Here is a 16,215-nt window from a genome sequence, read left to right on the forward strand (position 1 = left end):
GGGTGAACAGATGATGCTTAGCCAATGAGTGGCCTCTCTTTCGGGAATTCGTACATCACGGGACGGGCGCGCAACGCGAGCGCGGAGGCCAGCGTCACGGGCCCCAGCCTCCCGATGAACATCAGGAACACCAGCAGCAGCTGGCCCGCAGGGGGAAGGGAAGCGGTGATGCCGGTGGACAGGCCCACGGTGGCGAAGGCGGAGATCGTTTCAAAGAGCAGGCGGTCCAGGCCGAAGTCGGTCATCAGCATCAGCGCCATGGTGGAGCCGATGACCAGGGCCACGGCCAACAGCACGATGGTGATCGCTTGGCGGTGGACCGAACGCGAGAGCCGCTTGCCGAAGATGTTCACCGCTGTGCCGCCCTGCACCTCCGTGAGCAGGATGAAGAACAATACGGCGAACGTGGTGATCTTCAGGCCGCCCGCGGTGCCGGCCGGGCCGCCTCCAATGAACATCAGGACGTCGACGCCCAGCCAGGTCGCCGGATCCATCTGGCCGAAGTCCAGGGAGTTGAAGCCGGCGGTGCGGGTCATGACCGACTGGAAGAACCCCGCCAGCAGCTTGTCCGCCGTGGACAGCACGCCCAGGGTCTTGGGGTTCGACCACTCCAGGGCGCAGATGAACGCGGTGCCGGCGGCCAGCAGACCGGCCGTTCCAACGACAACCAGCTTGGTGTTCATGGTCCAGTGCAGCGGCCTGCGGTAGTGCCGCCCGAGCTCGAAGAGCACCGGGAAGCCCAGTCCGCCGACGATGATGGCGGCGGCGATCGGCAGGCAGATCCACGGGTCGCCCACGAAGCCCATCAGGTTGTCGCTGAAGAGCGCGAACCCTGCGTTGTTGAACGCCGAGACGGAGTGGAAGGTGCCCAGCCACAGGGAATGGCCCCATGGGTTGCCCAGTCCCACGGCAAAGCGAAGGGTCAGCGCCAGGGCCACGACCAGTTCGGTTGCCACGGTGATGCGCAGGACGCCCAGCAGCACCGAGCGCACGTCGCCGAAGCCCGTCGTCTTGGTTTCCGCCGCGGCCTGGATGCGCGACTTGAGTCCCAGCCGCCTGGCCATCAGCACCCCGAGCAGCGAGGCGAAGGACATGATGCCAAAGCCGCCCAGCTGGATCTGCACGAGGATCGCCACCTGCCCGAAGGGGGTCCAGTAGGTCGCAGTGTCAACTACCGCCAGCCCGGTGACGCAGACGGCGGAGGTGGCGGTGAACAGGGCTTCAAGGAATCCGGCGCCGCCGGGGCCTACCTTGGCCATCGGGAGCATCAGGACAGCGGTTCCCAGGGCGATTGCCGTGCCGAAGCCGAGGGCGATGCCCTGGGCCGGATGCCGGGGGAGCAGTGCCCGGGCCAGGGCCCGGGACTTGCTAACGGTGAGGGGCATGGAACCCAGAATATGCCCTGTGGGCAAGTATCCACGGATAGGAACGCCCGCACCCGCGAATTCCCCTCACCGGCGGCAGCGCCGGCACGAACATTCCGGTGGCGGGAGCAGGGTGCCGGAACGTCGCGACGCGGCAATACCTTTCAATATTGGGGATTGGCGTTCTAAGCTCGTGCCCATGAGCATCGACCTCGAAAGCCTGTACCGCGACCTGCACGCCAACCCCGAACTTTCCTTCCGCGAACACCGCACGGCCGGGATTGTTTCCGGGCATCTGCGGGAACTGGGCCTGGACGTCCAGGAGGGCATCGGCGGCACGGGCGTGGCCGGGGTCTTGGCAAACGGCCCCGGGCCGACGGTCATGCTGCGCGCCGACATGGATGGCTTGCCCGTCCTGGAGGCGACCGGCCTTGAGTATGCCAGCACTGCCACGGGCACTGACCCCGAGGGACGCCCGGTGCCCGTGATGCATGCCTGCGGCCACGACGTGCACGTCACCTGCCTGCTGGGAGCCGTGGAACGGCTGGCCGCCGGGCGCGGATCGTGGTCCGGGACGCTGGTGGCACTTTTCCAGCCCGCCGAGGAATCCGGCGGCGGCGCCCAGTCAATGGTCGACGCCGGACTCCTCGAAAAGGTGCCGGCACCGGACGTGGTCCTCGGGCAGCATGTGGCGCCGTTTCCCGCCGGATGGCTTGGACTGCACCCCGGAGTGGCCATGTCCTCGGCCGATTCGCTGGCCATCACCCTGCACGGCTCGGGCGGGCACGGTTCGCGGCCGGAGACCACCGTGGACCCGGTGCTGCTGGCGGCCGCCACCACCATGCGCCTGCAAGGCATCGTCTCGCGGGAACTTGCCGCCAGCGACCAGGCGGTGCTCACCGTCGGGCAGATCCATGCCGGCACCAAGAACAACATCATCGCCGCGCAGGCCACCCTGGGCCTGAGCGTGCGGACCTTTGACGAGAGTGTTCGCGCCAAGATGCTCGGTTCCATCGAGCGGGTCGTGCGCGGGGAGGCCATGGCCTCGGGGTCGCCCAGGGAGCCGGTGATCACGCTGGAGGAACATTTCCCGCTGACCGTCAATGACCGGGATGCGTCCGCTCGGGTGACCGCGGCGCTGTTCGAGCGCTTCGGTGCAGGGATGGTCATTGATCCTGGTGCGGTGGCAGGCAGCGAGGATGTCGGTGTTCTCGCCACGGCGGCCGGCGCGCCGCTGGTGTACTGGCTGCTGGGCGGGGCGGACCCGGGCCTGTTCAAGGACTTCGCGACCACCGGCAGGATGCCCGAGGATATTCCGTCGAATCATTCACCGCATTTTGCCCCGCTCATCCAGCCGACCCTCGGCGTGGGCGTCGAGGCCCTGGTGACCGCCGCACGGGTATGGCTTGACGGGTGATCATTGGCCCCGGCCCGGGGGGGACCTATGGTGCCGTGAGCGGAATCCGGCGGGCCGGGGCAAGTTCACGGGAATACAGCGTATGGTGTGGCGGTAGGGGTACCTTCCCCTTACTTTTGGGAATGCGGAGCATTCCCGGCTAGGACGGCACAGAATGTCGAAGTCACCACGCAAGGCAGAAGCCAAGAAACCCTCGAAGTCCATCAAGGAAAAGCGCGCCGAAAAGCGCACCAAGTCCGCGGGCGAAACGATCCTAGACCCGGTACGCAAGGTCTCGAAATAGCCGCCATGCGGCGTGGCTGATCCAAGTGGCCACCCCGGGAACGCATGAAAATGCCTGTCCGTCTCAAGCGCAAGCTTCGACGGGCAGGCATTTTCGTGGGCGGAAGCGGTCCGCGAGCCGCTAGCGGATGCCGGCGCCGCGGTAGACCCGGACCCAGGTGTCGGGCGTGACGCCCAGTGCGCGGCGCTGTCCCGCCACATCCACGGTCAGCGTCACGCGCCACTCGGGGCTCGGCTGGAAGGCCTTGAGCAGTGGTCCGCGCAGCGTCTGGTTGCCGTCGCTGACCTCGATCACGCGACGCAGGTGCTCCGGTCCAAGGTCCTCGGCCCGCACCATGGTTTCGCGGCGGGGTCCCACCGGGCCACGAGGAGCCTTAACGATCTTCCGCGCCTCGCGCATTGCCTCCGAACGCCGGGCAATGCGTTCCGCCCGCTGTGCCGTGGTGCCGCTGAGGGACAACGGGGCGGGGGAGAAGCTGGGGATGGCCGTGATGCGGATGACCGCCTGCGGGTCCTTCTTGGCGACCTTGGCCCAGAATTCCTCCGGGCCCTTGCCCATGAGGATGACCGCGCGAAGATTGGGAACCAGGCGCAGCAGCTTGCCCATGGGTTCGACTCCGGCGTTCAGCTCGGCTCCGGTCAGCCGCCCGGAGGCACCCTCGGCCCGGTACCAGGGGTGGGCGTGCCACAGCACGACTTCCTTGGCATCGATTCCCGACTCCTCCAGCAACGTGGCCAGTGCCTCCGCCGCGGCATCGTCGTCCTCGGTGGAGAGGATGTCCTCGCCTTCCTCGACGCGGTTGGCGGCGTCGGGAGCCGGCATCAGGCACAGGATGGTGGCGTCGGTGCCGCCATGAAGGGGCGCGTGGAACGGGAGCGGTCCGGCTCCCTCGGGCGAAACTGCGTGCAGGTCCTGGACCAGGGAGTTCAGGGGCGCAACGTGTTCTGCCCACAGCCCCGATTCCTGCTGGATCCGGAAGTCGGGGTCGGTCATTTTGCGGGGCATGAAGGGTTCTCTCATGAATCTTTCGAGGGGGCGTGCCACAAGCATGGCACGGGTCGGAGTCGATCCCATACCCCGGGCGCCTCGACGTAGCGGGCGTCACTGGATTGTCCGTGGCCGGCCCGCGAATCCGGTGAAGCGCCGATGCCCGACGGCATCGCCGCCCCGGAGCGTCAAGACCGTGGTTTGCCTTCACGCAGGCGGTCGGCGATTCCTGCCCAGACGCGCTTCTGTTCCACCCTGTCGACGGTCCGCTTGGCGCCCAGGGGATGAAGCGAACGCACGACGTGCAGCCCGGGGAAGGTGGAACTGATTTCCGGGTGCACCGCGTCCGCGGCGTCCTGTGCCTTGCGACCCAGGAGCAAGAGCATCTTCAGGTCCGTCATCAGCGCCATGACTTCCAGAAGCGCCTTGCCTCCCTCGAGCGACTGCTCGGGCGTCATGTCCTTCTTGGGGTCGCTGCGTGGCCACGGATAGCCGTTCCAGTGGCAAAAATCCGTGGGGTCGATGTCGAATTCGGTCATCAGGTGGCGTTGGCGCTCCGCTGCCCGGTCCGGGTTCCTGATGCACATGAACGAGGTCTCCTCGCGTGGCTCTCCCGCGTCGTTGAGCACTATCAGGGCCGGGGCATGGATGCCGCCGTGCCACGGGGCGGCCAGCGGCGGCCGCACGCCGCCCTTCGCGGCGCCAAGACGGCCGATCAACTCGTTGATCGGTGCCACGTGTGGTGCCCGCAGGCCGGCCCTCTGCTCGTCCCAAAAGGGGTCCTCCGGCTGGGCGCGCTTCCAGTTGTCGGGCAGTGCCATCGATTCCCCTGCTTCGTGTTGGTCCCCGGACTTCGAACGGTTCGCCGGTGGACACCGAATATACCAAGAACGTGTCCCGCGGAAAGCGGAAGGGGTGGCTCACGGAGGCCGGATCGGATGCCCATGGCCGCATTGCTCAGCGGCGGTCGATGTGCGATCGGACACGGGTCCGGAGGAAATGTTGTGACATGTCCTGTCAGGCCAAAACTTTCTGGCATAATGGACAGGTACTCGATTTGATGTGGCCCCTCTCTCCGCGTTGAATCCTGTCCTTTTGAAGATCTGCGGTATGGCCCGCCCCACGGGTGCAGAAACAGGACTTCGCACATGTTGAGAAAACAGGAGTGACCACTACCGTGGCCGTTAAAATTCGTCTGAAGCGTTTCGGCAAGATCCGCGCCCCTTACTACCGTATCGTCGTCATGGATGCGCGCTCCAAGCGCGATGGCCGTGCGATTGAAGAAATCGGCAAGTACCACCCGACCGAAGAGCCTTCGTTCATCGAGGTCAAGTCCGACCGCGCTCAGTACTGGCTCTCCGTCGGCGCCCAGCCGACCGAGCAGGTTGCTGCGATCTTGAAGATCACCGGTGACTGGCAGAAGTTCAAGGGCATCGAAGGCCAGGAAGGCACCTTGCGCGTCAAGGAAGCCAAGCCGGCATTCGTCGTTCCGGAGAAGGGCTCGGTCATCCTGCCCGAGGCCATCACCAAGAAGGCTGAGAAGCCGGCTGCCGAGGCCGAGGTCGAGGCAGAAGCAACCGAGGCTGAGTAGCCAGTGCTCGTTGATGCGCTGGATCACCTGGTACGTGGCATCGTAGACACCCCCGAAGACGTACAGGTTGCGTTGAAGGGAAACCGTCGCGGTGACATCCTCGAGGTGCGTGTGCACCCCGAGGATCTCGGTCGGGTCATTGGTCGTCAGGGCCGCACCGCCAAGGCGCTGCGCACCGTGATTGCCGCGCTGGCGGAGGAACCGATTCGTGTTGACGTAGTCGACACGGACCGTCGCCGGTAGCCAGCCTCACCGCACTATGTTGTGTAGCTTTGGCCCCACGATCCATGCCGGATGGTGGGACCAAAGTGCTTTAAGGCCTTGTGCCGACGCGGCCTCGGCGGCGTCGGGTCTGCAACCTCCAGGTCGCACGTAAGATTGAAGCTAGAAAAGTGCTTGCAAGAGATGCGAATCCCTTGAACGCACGCCCCTTGCCGGCGAAGGCCGACAACCCACCGATTTGTATTCAAGGAGAAAACGCATGCGCCTCCAGGTCGCCCGCATTGGCAAGCCGCACGGTATCCGCGGAGAGGTGACGGTGCAGGTCCTGACCGACGCACCCGAAGACCGTTTTGTCCCGGGTGCAGTGTTCGAGGTCGAGCACCCCGCCTTCAAGAAGCTCACCGTCGAGGGCGCCCGCTGGAACAAGGAAATCCTGTTGCTGGCCTTCGAGGAGCTGCTGGACCGCAACACCGCCGAGACGGTGCGCGGCGCGAAGCTGTTCATCGACACCGAAGAGGTCGAGGACGATTCCGAGGGCTGGTACGAGCACGAGCTCGTGGACCTCGAGGCCCGCGTGGGGGACAAGGTCGTCGGCAAGGTCACCGCGCTGCGCACCGGCAACGTCCAGGACCTGTTGATCGTGAAGTCCACCGAGGGCGACGAGATCTACGTGCCGTTCGTGGAGAGCATCGTGCCCGAGGTCAACATCGAGGGCGGATACATCCTCATGACCCCGCCCGAGGGTCTGTTCGACATCAACCGCGAAGACGTCGCGGACACCGACGCACCGGCAGAGGAAGCCTAAGCCCGATGCGCATTGACGTTGTCTCGATTTTCCCGGAGTACCTCGCGGCCCTGGACCTGTCGCTGATCGGCAAGGCCCGGCGGGAAAAGTTGCTGGACTTGAACGTGCACGACCTGCGCGACCACACCCATGACCGCCACCGCACCGTGGACGACACGCCCTATGGCGGCGGCGCCGGCATGGTCATGAAGCCCGAACCGTGGGCCGCGGTCCTGGACCGGATTGCCACCGAGTCCCCGGTCTCCACCGCCGGCGGAAACAAGCCGATCCTCATTGTTCCCTCGCCGGCCGGAGCGGTCTTCGACCAGGAGATGGCCTACGAGCTGGCCGAGGCGCAGCACCTGGCCTTCGCCTGCGGCAGGTACGAGGGCATCGACGAGCGCGTGCTGGAACATGCCGCCGAGGCATTCGACGTCCGTCCGGTCTCCATCGGCGACTACGTGCTCAACGGGGGAGAGGTGGCGGTGTTGGCCATGGTCGAGGCCATCGGCCGGCTGATCCCCGGCGTCATCGGCAACCCGGAATCCCTGGTCGAGGAGTCGCACTCCGACGGGTTGCTGGAGTACCCCGTATACACCAAGCCCGGTGTTTGGGAGGGCCGCGAGGTTCCCGAGGTGCTGCTCTCCGGCAACCACGGCAAGATCGCACGCTTCCGCCGAAACAAGCAGCTGGAGCGCACCGCCGCCCGCCGCCCGGACTTGATCGTGCAGCTGGACCCGGCCACGCTGAACCGACACGACCGCGACACCCTGTGGCACAGCGGCTTTGCGATTCTGGAGGGCCGCATTGTGCCCAAGGATGAGATCGCGCCGGAGCAGTAAATCACGAGGCACGGCAAAGGGGGCTGCCAGTCCATCCCACGCAAAATGCGGGAAGGACGGGCAGCCCCCTTTTTTGTCGGCGCGCGCCCGGCAGGGACCGGGGCGGGCCGGAAGCGCTACACCTTGGCCGGAACCTCGAGCTCGGGCAGGTAGACCTTGCCGCCCGCGGCCAGGAATTCCTGGCTCTTCTCGCGCATGCCGCTCACCATGTCGGCGATGGCGGCCTGCGAATCGGCCGAGCCGTATTCGTCACGGATGTCCTGGCTGATGCGCATGGAGCAGAACTTCGGCCCGCACATGGAGCAGAAGTGCGCGGTCTTGGCCGGTTCGGCCGGCAGCGTCTCATCGTGGAAGGACTCGGCGGTGACCGGGTCCAGCGACAGGGCGAACTGGTCGCGCCAGCGGAACTCGAAGCGCGCCTTGGACAGGGCGTCGTCGCGCGCCGAGGCGCCCGGGTGTCCCTTGGCCAGGTCCGCGGCGTGGGCGGCGATCTTGTAGGTGATCACCCCGGTCTTCACGTCGTCCTTGTTTGGCAGCCCCAGGTGCTCCTTGGGGGTGACGTAGCAGAGCATCGCGGTGCCGTAGCGGGCGATCTCCGTGGCGCCGATCGCGCTGGTGATGTGGTCGTAGCCGGGGGCGATGTCGGTGACCAGCGGGCCGAGCGTGTAGAACGGCGCGCCGTCGCACAGCTCCTGCTGGCGCTCGACGTTTTCCCGCACCAGGTGGAAGGGGATGTGGCCGGGGCCCTCGACCATGACCTGCACGTCGTATTCCCAGGCGCGCTTGGTCAGCTCGGCCAGGGTGTCCAGCTCGGCGAACTGCGCGGCGTCGTTGGCGTCGGCAATGGAACCCGGGCGCAGCCCGTCGCCCAGCGAGAAGGCCACGTCGTACTGCGCGAAGATCTCGCACAGCTCGTCGAAGTGCGTGTACAGGAAGTTCTCCTGGTGGTGGGCCAGGCACCAGCCGGCCATGATGGCCCCGCCGCGCGAGACGATGCCGGTCACGCGGTTAGCCGAGAGCGGCACGTAGCGCAGCAGCACCCCGGCGTGGATGGTCATGTAGTCCACGCCTTGCTCGCATTGCTCGATCACGGTGTCGCGGAAGATTTCCCAGGTCAGCGCGTTGGCCTCGCCGTTGACCTTTTCCAGCGCCTGGTAGATCGGGACGGTGCCGATCGGGACCGGGGCGTTGCGGATGAGCCATTCGCGGGTGGTGTGGATGTCATCGCCGGTGGACAGGTCCATCACGGTGTCTGCCCCCCACTTGGTGGCCCACTGCAGCTTGTCCACTTCCTCGGCGATGGAGCTGGTGACCGCCGAGTTGCCGATGTTCGCGTTGATCTTCACCAGGAAGGCCTTGCCGATGATCATCGGCTCGGACTCGGGGTGGTTGATGTTCACCGGGATGATGGCGCGGCCCGCGGCGACCTCGCTGCGCACCAGTTCCACGTCGCAGTTCTCGCGCAGGGCGACGAAGCGCATCTCCGGGGTGATGACTCCGGCCCGGGCGTAGTGCATCTGGGTGACGCGCTGTCCTGCTTGCGCGCGGCGGGGAACCGGACGGCTTCCCTTCCACTCGGCCGACGCCTTGCCGCGGCGGACCGCGGACTTCCCGTCGTCAAGCAGGTTCCTTTCACGTCCCGCATACGCCTCGGTGTCCGCGCGCTCCGCGATCCAGGTGCTGCGGAACGCGGGCAGCCCAACCACGGGGTCGCTTCCGGGACCGGCTGTGCGGTAAACCTGCAGCGGGGCGTTGTCCTTTCCGCCGGGCGAGGGCTCCAACGCGATCTCGGTGACCGGGACGCGGATCCCCGACTCGTGGTCCTCGATGTAGGCCAGCGAATGGGACTTCAGGGACTGCGTCTCGGCAGATTCCACGGCGTTTTGGACAGGGCTGTGCATTGAATCGGTGTTGCTCAAGGAGTACTCACTTCCTTCGCCGGCATTACCCGGACAGGTTCAACGGTCTCTTGCTGCGTCAGCTCGATCTCAGCCCCTGCTGGGGCCCCCGTGTGGTCGTAAGCGAAACTATCACATGTTTTCGCGCGGCAGCGTTTGTGACCTTGGGCACCGGCGCGTTGCGTCCGGGTGAGCGGCTGGCGGCCTGTGCCATGCACTCGCGACAGCGAACCGCCCTTAAGGCGGATGCCGTTACGGCCGGTTTCCCCCGTCGTTTGGGCCCCGGCGCCCAGTTGGCGGCGGAAACCGGACCGGCAGGGTGAGCGGGGAATAGGGCCCAGACGGATATATGGCGGGCGGAATCCTGGTGAGCCAGGGGGGGCGCCCGTGCTGCGGACCTCCGCCTGCGTGTCCGGGACTTCGCGCGGTGCCCCGGAGTGTGGCAAAATGGATTCTTGGGTCTACTGGGTTCTGCTCCTGCCGCAGGGGGAACGAATCAACAGTTGGACCTACCGCCGATCCGCAAACGGATCGTGGTACTAAGCTTCGGACCGCCCCATCATTCCTTGGACGCCCTTGTGCGCCTCGAGGAACAATGACGGTCCGTGTCTAAGGTGGGTGACCTGCGGCGTCTGCCTAGGAGATGCAACTATGCATATTCTCGACTCTGTCGATGCAGCCTCGCTGCGCAGCGATGTCCCGGACTTCCGCGCCGGTGACACCGTCAAGGTTCACGTCAACATCATCGAAGGCAAGAACTCCCGTGTCCAGGTCTTCCAGGGCTTCGTCCTTGGTCGCCAGGGCGACGGCGTTCGCGAAACCTTCACCGTTCGCAAGGTCTCCTTCGGCGTCGGCGTAGAGCGTACCTTCCCGGTGCACTCCCCGGTCCTGGAAAAGATCGAACTGCTGACCCGTGGCGACGTTCGCCGCGCCAAGCTGTTCTACATGCGCGATCGCCACGGCAAGGCTGCGAAGATCCGCGAAAAGCGCGACTTCCGGTCCGCCAAGTAGCCAGAAAAACGAGAGCCCTCATCCGCGCCACTCCTCGAGCGGCGCGGATGGGGATCCATCGTGGATCGATCTACTGAATCGGAACGTTCTTCCGCTTCGACAAAGCGCCGGTCCCCTTCAAGGGGCTGGCGCTTTGCCGTTGGCGCGCTTGCTGCGGCGGCGGTAATCACCCTTGGCGTTCGCGCCACCGTCGTTGACTTCTTCTACATCGGCTCCACTTCCATGGAATCCACGTTGAACCCGGGTGAGGGATTGCTGGTGAACCGGCTTGCCTACAACAACGCCGAAATCCAGCGCGGGGATGTCGTCATCTTTGACGGGCGGGGCTCGTTCCTGCCATACCAGCGCCCCAACGCCGTGGATTCCCTGGCCTGGGCGCTGCGCCTGGCCGGCAGCGACGCCGTCTATGTCAAGCGTGTCATCGGCGTCGGCGGCGACACGGTCAGCTGCTGCGGCCCCGACGGGCGCCTGAGCGTCAATGGCGTCGCCGTTGACGAGCCCTATGTCTTTGCAGGGGACAAGCCGAGCGAGATGGACTTCGAGGTGCAGATTCCCGAGGGGCGACTGTGGGTCATGGGGGACCATCGCTCGGTGTCCGAGGATTCGCGCGCACTCATGGGAGCACCCGGCGGCGGCATGATCGTGACCGATCGCGTCATTGGCAAGGTGACCGATGTGATCTGGCCTTTGGAAAGCAAGCGCCCTGTTGAGGGCTCATCGACTTTGGGTGGACTTCCCGTCTCCGAATAGCCCGAGGCCCGTTCGCGTCCGTAATCGGGCGCAACTCTTGGGGCCCATCAAAGAATTCCTGGCTTCCACATGATCGGGGACCGCGCATCCGCCTGATGCCTGGCACCCGCCTGCGAATCCACCCTGGAGGATCGGGGTATCGGTGACGCCCAAATCCCGCCTCTTTATCTACGGGTAGCCAAAAAAGCGTGGATAGCCTTCACTTGACCCTGCCACCGGTGACAAAGCTGTCTACGGGGACCCCTGACGTGGATGGCTCGTGCCACGCCGTTCCAATCGGCGCGGTTCTGCCCAAGAGACCCCCGGCCAGGTCTGCGCATTCGAGTATTCGTCGCCCTAATAACCCGTAGCGGGACCGTTCGAACTCCGAAATGCAATAGAACACTGCAAGAGCATCAGCAGCAGGCCGCAGCCAACCGAAACGATGAGCGGCCGTTCGCCCCGGTGGCCGAACGGCCAAGCGACGTATCCAGCCTTCCAAAGTTTGAGGCCTTGCCCTTCCGGCCAATTGCGTCCAGCCGTTCCTGGCGGGTCCTCGGATGCTCCACCTTCCAGACGTCAACGCGCACTCTCCTTCGTGCGGGGTGCGCGTGGTCCTGATCAACGAGCGTTGAGAATCGCCCTGGCCATGTAGCCAAAATTGTCCTTGGTGCCGCGGGGCCGATTCCGGCTCGGCGGGATCGCCTATTCACTCTTTGCCAAGAGTTCGACGTCCGTTCAGCCAGGGTTCGGGGTGGGATCGTCCAACGCTATTACCGACCTACGTTTTGCTTGCAGATTCAAGTAACTCCATAAAGTGTTGATATTGCGCGTGGCGCATGCGTCATTCGGGCCCGCCCGTCATCGGCATCTCAACTACACAAGAAAATGCGCAAAGTCTGTGAATTACGAAAAAGTTACATGGGTGGGCTGGGGAAGTGGAACCCGGGCGTGTCGCAAATGGTGACGCCGGTCTCTGCTGGCTCCTGCCCTGAGATTGTGCAGAATTTCTCAAAGTAGCTGATGCGTCAAATACTCCATTGAGTGGAGATTGGGTGTCGGGCGGTTTGTTTGCGGATATCTACACAGGTTAGGGTTTCATTTTGGTAACACTCATTGCTCGCGGTATGCCCAATCGGATGTCCCAAAACAGACGCTGCGCACACAAAAGCGAGGTACCACACCTTGAACTGGGAGATCTCCATATGCACGATTCCTCACGTGCGCTATTGAAACGGGGCTGCATTGCTGCCGCCACCACGGCGTTGGTACTTGGCAGCAGTTTCGCCACGGTGCCGGCCATTGCCACGACTTCGACCACACCGGAGCCGACATCGACCGAGACTTTGGCTGTATCGAGCACTGAAGCATCGCAGGATCCGAGCCAGGCGGCGCTGCCGAGCGGCCTTAAAGAAGCTGTTGAGCGCGATCTTGGCATCACCCTCGAAGAGTTCTATAAGAACGGCAAACTGAGCGCCGTCGTTGAATCGCTTGCCGAGCAATTGAAACAGTCGAAGCTGGAAGCCGACTTTGCAATCGCGGACGACAAAATTGACGTAACGGTGTCCGCATCGGCACTTGAAGCCGTGACCAAGAAGCTTGACGAGCTGACCGGGGACACCGAGGTTGAGCTGAACATCGTGGCTGAGCCCGAAGTCGAAGCTTCGGTGGATCCCAAAGCCGTTGTGCCCGAAAAGGCTCCGGAGACCACGGACCTCAAGGCCACGCCGTTGGAGCTCCCGGTCGTCGAAAGCCCGAAGACCGAGGCAACACAGGCGCCGAAGATCGTGGCAAAGGCCATGCCCAAGACCGCCGATTCACTGTTCAAGGCATACGTCGAAAACGTTGAGCCAAAGGCTCTTTCGCAACTTCAGGCTGTCATGAAGACCGGGGCTAACAGCTTTGTCATTCGCACCGGCGGAACCGCCAAGGTGGAAGCCAAGGGCGCTACCGAAACTCCCACGGCAACGTCCCTGCGGTTAGGCGGCAAGCTGACCCCGGAGGAATTCGCCGAGCAGTACACCAGGGTCACGATCGAGACGGCCGAAGGACCGGCAAAGCCGGCCGCTGCAGGCGATGTGCTTGGCGGTATGGGCTACGGAGCGAAGACCAGTGAAACCAGCGTCGCGCTGTGCTCCATCGGCTTCAACGGTTTCAACGTCAATGGCGAAGACGCCTCAATCTCGGCCGGACACTGTACGCAAGACGGTGATATTACCGACGTCAACATCATGGAGCACAGCGCCCCCGGCGAATTCGAAGAGATCGGTGCGCCCCTGGGCGCCTTCGGATTCTCGCAATTCGGTGGCCCCAACAACTCGCCCGTGACAGGCACAGACACCGCAACGAGCCTTGAAGACCTGGGCAACGTCGGGACGGACATCTCGGTCATCGACCAGATCAACCCGGACCTGGACCTCAAGTCCATGGTCACCGACTGGAAGGGCGCCGACGAGCGTGACTCCGGTATCAAGGTCACCGGCGTTGCCAGCGCAGTCATCGGCAGCGACATCTGCAAGTCCGGACGCACCACCGGCTGGACCTGTGGAACTGTCGACGAGGTGGGCATCTTCTTGGTCGAAGATCCGGATCACCCAGGACAAATTTCGTTTGCCCGCGGCGTCCGTGGCTTCGGCATGGAGAACGAGGGGCTGCTGAAGGCAAACCAAGGAGACTCCGGCGGATCGGCCATCTCCGGCGGCACCGCCGTTGGCGTGACCAGTGCCATTGTCGATTCTGACGGCGGACGCGCGTACTTCACCGACATCAAGGACGGCCTGAAGCACGCCAAGGGCTACTCCATCGCGCTGTCCCTCAACGCCCCGGTAGTGGCCTCGCCGTCCAACGGCGCTGACGTTGCGGCCGGCTCGACGATCTCCGGCACCGTGGCAGGCGCCCCGGCCGGTTCGCACGTGCGGGTCGTCTCCGGCGGCAAGCTGATCGAAAAGGCCACGGTCACCGCCGGAAAGTTCAGCTTCAAGGCGCCGACGAGCTTCGGCAAGTTCGACTTCACCCTGCAGACGGTCAACGGCTTCAACAAGTCGGCGACCACCGCGGGCTCGGTCAATGTCGTCATCGGCACACCGGCCATCGCTTCCCCGAAGAACGGCGCCACGCTCGAGGCGCCGGTGTCCACCATCTCGGGTACCGGCGTTGCCGGAGCCACCGTGACCCTGACCGGCGATGCCACCGGCACCGCCACGGTGGACGCTGACGGCAAGTGGAGCGTCAAGCTGCCCGCCGCGCTGTCCTACGGCGAGCACTCCGTTTCCGCCATCCAGGCCAGGGACGGGGAAACCTCGAAGACCGTCACGATCAACTTCACGATCCAGCTCGCAGCACCGGCCATCACCGGCCCGGCAAACGGCGAGACCTTCACCGAGGCCCAGTCCGTGATCTCGGGGACCGGCGTTGCCGGCGCCACCGTCAAGCTCACCGGTGCGGTCACCCAGGAAGCCACCGTTGGCAATGACGGTGCCTGGAGCGTCACGCTGGAAGGCGATGCGGCACTTTCCTACGGCTCGCACAGCGTCACCGCCGTGCAGAGCGTCGGGGAAACCACCTCATCCTCGGTGACCAGCGACTTCAAGGTCGTTCCGGAGGCCCCGTCCATCGATTCGCCGAGCGATGGCCAGAAATTCGCCTTCGACCAGGCCCCGAAGACCATCAGCGGCTTCGGCATCAACGGGTCCACCATCAAGGTGACCCTCGATGGCACCGAGCTCACCGCGGTCCCGGCCAGCGGCGATACCGCCATTGCCCAGGCAGCGGCCGGCAACGAGGCAGAGCTTGCCGCGGTCGTGGTCAACGGCGCATGGACCGTGTTGGCTCCCGAGAACCTGGAAAGCGGCGACCACAAGATCACCGCGGTCCAGGTCATCGACGGGGTCTCCTCGGCCGCGACGTCCAGCACCTTCACCATCGCGGCGGAACCGAAGCCGGAGCCGACCGAAGAGCCAACGGCATCGCCGGAGCCGACCGAGGCCCCGACGACTTCGCCGCAGCCCACGCAGAACCCCGAGCCTTCCAAGGCACCGGTAGTTCCGCAGGGCGACATCAACGGCGGTGACAGCGACAACGGCGGCCTGGCCAACACCGGCCCGAACGCAGCCCTGCCGATCATCGCCACCGGTGGTGCGTTGATGGTTGCTGGCGGACTGTTCATGCTGCTGCGCCGCAAGAACGCCAAAGGGCACCACGGTGCCTAACCACGCGGTCGGCACCTAACCGGGACTCGTGAGCGGGGGCCTTTCGTGGAATTGCTTGCAATTCCGTGGGAGGCCCCTAGCTTTTCCCACATCGTTTTCAGCCAACGCCCCGGATCGCCCCATAGACTCGGCCCAACTCAGAAGGTGGTCACACACATGAACAACCACACGGCACGCACCGCAGTGGGCGGTGCCGCCCTGGCGGCGGTGCTCCTGCTTACCGCCTGTGGCAGCGAGGCGGGAGCTCCTGCATCCTCCACCAGCCCCACCCCCTCGGCCTCGCTCAGCGCCGCCCCGAACGAGAGCCAGGACCCGGACTTGCTCCAGCTCAATGAATCGCTCAAGGAAGCCCTGGGGGACAAGTACGCCGAGGCCTGGATCGCGGACAACAAACTGCACGTGGCCGTCACCGACAAGGCCTCCGAGTCCATCGTCGCCGCGGCCGGCGCCGTGGCACACCTGGCCGAACACTCCGCCGCGGAACTCGAGGCGGCCATCGGCAAGATCATGGCCTGGCAGCGGGACCAGGGTGGGGACACCGCCACGGCCATCTACCGCTACCTCCCCTCCGGACGGGACGGCTCAATCACCCTGGCCGTGGACCCGGCCCAGCTCGAGGACATCAGGCAGGGGCTGGCGGCTGACAAGGTCACCGGCGACATCGCGCTGAAGTTCGTGGAATCGGCGGGACCCGCAACCCCCGCCTCCTCGGGCTGACAAGGCCCGATCTCCGTTCGTGGGGCGCCTTTCGAATGTCTCAGGCGCGCCACGAACGGGCAAGGCCCGCGACGCGACGTAGGGTTGTACCTGAGGCACCGCCTTTGATCTTCGACTGCTTTGAGGGACAGCGGGATCGGATGCGCTACCTCGCATCGACAG

General features: G+C 65.0%; 14 protein-coding genes and 1 riboswitch. Of the genes, 10 read left to right on the forward strand and 4 right to left on the reverse strand.

Annotated features, from left to right (window positions below; genetic code table 11):
* Positions 1-17 precede the first annotated feature (17 nt).
* Positions 18-1,385, reverse strand: coding sequence for a TrkH family potassium uptake protein (locus tag ACIPVK_RS00465; protein WP_407610021.1), 1,368 nt, complete (start codon positions 1,383-1,385; stop codon positions 18-20).
* Positions 1,386-1,563: 178 nt separating this feature from the next.
* Here ACIPVK_RS00465 and ACIPVK_RS00470 point away from each other — a divergent pair, with 178 nt between their 5' ends.
* The gene (locus tag ACIPVK_RS00470; RefSeq protein ID WP_407610022.1) at positions 1,564-2,781 is read left to right on the forward strand and encodes an amidohydrolase; all 1,218 of its coding nucleotides are present in this window, start codon (positions 1,564-1,566) and stop codon (positions 2,779-2,781) included.
* 154 nt (positions 2,782-2,935) lie between these two features.
* The gene (locus ACIPVK_RS00475; protein WP_256449130.1) at positions 2,936-3,064 is read left to right on the forward strand and encodes a hypothetical protein; all 129 of its coding nucleotides are present in this window, start codon (positions 2,936-2,938) and stop codon (positions 3,062-3,064) included.
* A 120-nt stretch (positions 3,065-3,184) separates the two neighbouring features.
* Here the strand turns inward: ACIPVK_RS00475 and ACIPVK_RS00480 are convergent, their stop codons facing one another.
* Together ACIPVK_RS00480 and ACIPVK_RS00485 are read right to left on the reverse strand one after the other, a co-directional pair.
* Positions 3,185-4,069: a hypothetical protein gene (locus tag ACIPVK_RS00480; protein WP_407610023.1), complete on the reverse strand. Its 885-nt coding sequence runs from the start codon at positions 4,067-4,069 to the stop codon at positions 3,185-3,187.
* Positions 4,070-4,239: 170 nt separating this feature from the next.
* Positions 4,240-4,872, reverse strand: coding sequence for a hypothetical protein (locus tag ACIPVK_RS00485; protein ID WP_407610024.1), 633 nt, complete (start codon positions 4,870-4,872; stop codon positions 4,240-4,242).
* Positions 4,873-5,228: 356 nt separating this feature from the next.
* Between ACIPVK_RS00485 and rpsP the strand changes: the two genes are divergently transcribed.
* The 4 genes from rpsP to trmD all read left to right on the forward strand — a co-directional run bounded on the left by rpsP (position 5,229) and on the right by trmD (position 7,490).
* Entirely contained in the window at positions 5,229-5,642 is a 414-nt protein-coding gene (gene rpsP, locus ACIPVK_RS00490; RefSeq protein ID WP_217388303.1) for a 30S ribosomal protein S16, read from the forward strand.
* A 3-nt stretch (positions 5,643-5,645) separates the two neighbouring features.
* Positions 5,646-5,885: an RNA-binding protein gene (locus ACIPVK_RS00495; protein WP_407610025.1), complete on the forward strand. Its 240-nt coding sequence runs from the start codon at positions 5,646-5,648 to the stop codon at positions 5,883-5,885.
* Positions 5,886-6,123: 238 nt separating this feature from the next.
* Positions 6,124-6,669 (forward strand): ribosome maturation factor RimM, encoded by a 546-nt coding sequence (gene rimM, locus ACIPVK_RS00500; protein WP_407610026.1) that lies wholly within the window; start codon positions 6,124-6,126, stop codon positions 6,667-6,669.
* A 5-nt stretch (positions 6,670-6,674) separates the two neighbouring features.
* Complete coding sequence (gene trmD, locus ACIPVK_RS00505; protein ID WP_407610027.1) at positions 6,675-7,490, forward strand: tRNA (guanosine(37)-N1)-methyltransferase TrmD; 816 nt, start codon at positions 6,675-6,677, stop codon at positions 7,488-7,490.
* A gap of 116 nt (positions 7,491-7,606) precedes the next feature.
* On the opposite strand, the gene thiC is transcribed toward trmD, so the two are convergent.
* The gene (gene thiC / locus ACIPVK_RS00510) at positions 7,607-9,391 is read right to left on the reverse strand and encodes a phosphomethylpyrimidine synthase ThiC (RefSeq protein ID WP_407610103.1); all 1,785 of its coding nucleotides are present in this window, start codon (positions 9,389-9,391) and stop codon (positions 7,607-7,609) included.
* Between the two features lie 12 nt (positions 9,392-9,403).
* A riboswitch (TPP riboswitch) is annotated at positions 9,404-9,511 on the reverse strand.
* A 528-nt stretch (positions 9,512-10,039) separates the two neighbouring features.
* Between thiC and rplS the strand changes: the two genes are divergently transcribed.
* The 4 genes from rplS (at position 10,040) to ACIPVK_RS00530 (ending at position 16,053) form a co-directional block, all read left to right on the forward strand.
* Complete coding sequence (gene rplS, locus ACIPVK_RS00515) at positions 10,040-10,399, forward strand: 50S ribosomal protein L19 (protein WP_407610028.1); 360 nt, start codon at positions 10,040-10,042, stop codon at positions 10,397-10,399.
* A 60-nt stretch (positions 10,400-10,459) separates the two neighbouring features.
* On the forward strand, positions 10,460-11,149 hold the full coding sequence (lepB, locus tag ACIPVK_RS00520; protein WP_407610029.1) for a signal peptidase I: 690 nt from the start codon (positions 10,460-10,462) through the stop codon (positions 11,147-11,149).
* A gap of 1,184 nt (positions 11,150-12,333) precedes the next feature.
* Positions 12,334-15,336 (forward strand): Ig-like domain-containing protein, encoded by a 3,003-nt coding sequence (locus tag ACIPVK_RS00525; protein ID WP_407610030.1) that lies wholly within the window; start codon positions 12,334-12,336, stop codon positions 15,334-15,336.
* Between the two features lie 156 nt (positions 15,337-15,492).
* On the forward strand, positions 15,493-16,053 hold the full coding sequence (locus ACIPVK_RS00530; RefSeq protein ID WP_407610031.1) for a hypothetical protein: 561 nt from the start codon (positions 15,493-15,495) through the stop codon (positions 16,051-16,053).
* Positions 16,054-16,215 lie beyond the last annotated feature (162 nt).

It is taken from the genome of Paeniglutamicibacter sp. MACA_103 (genome assembly GCF_045798555.1).
Classification (GTDB): domain Bacteria; phylum Actinomycetota; class Actinomycetes; order Actinomycetales; family Micrococcaceae; genus Paeniglutamicibacter.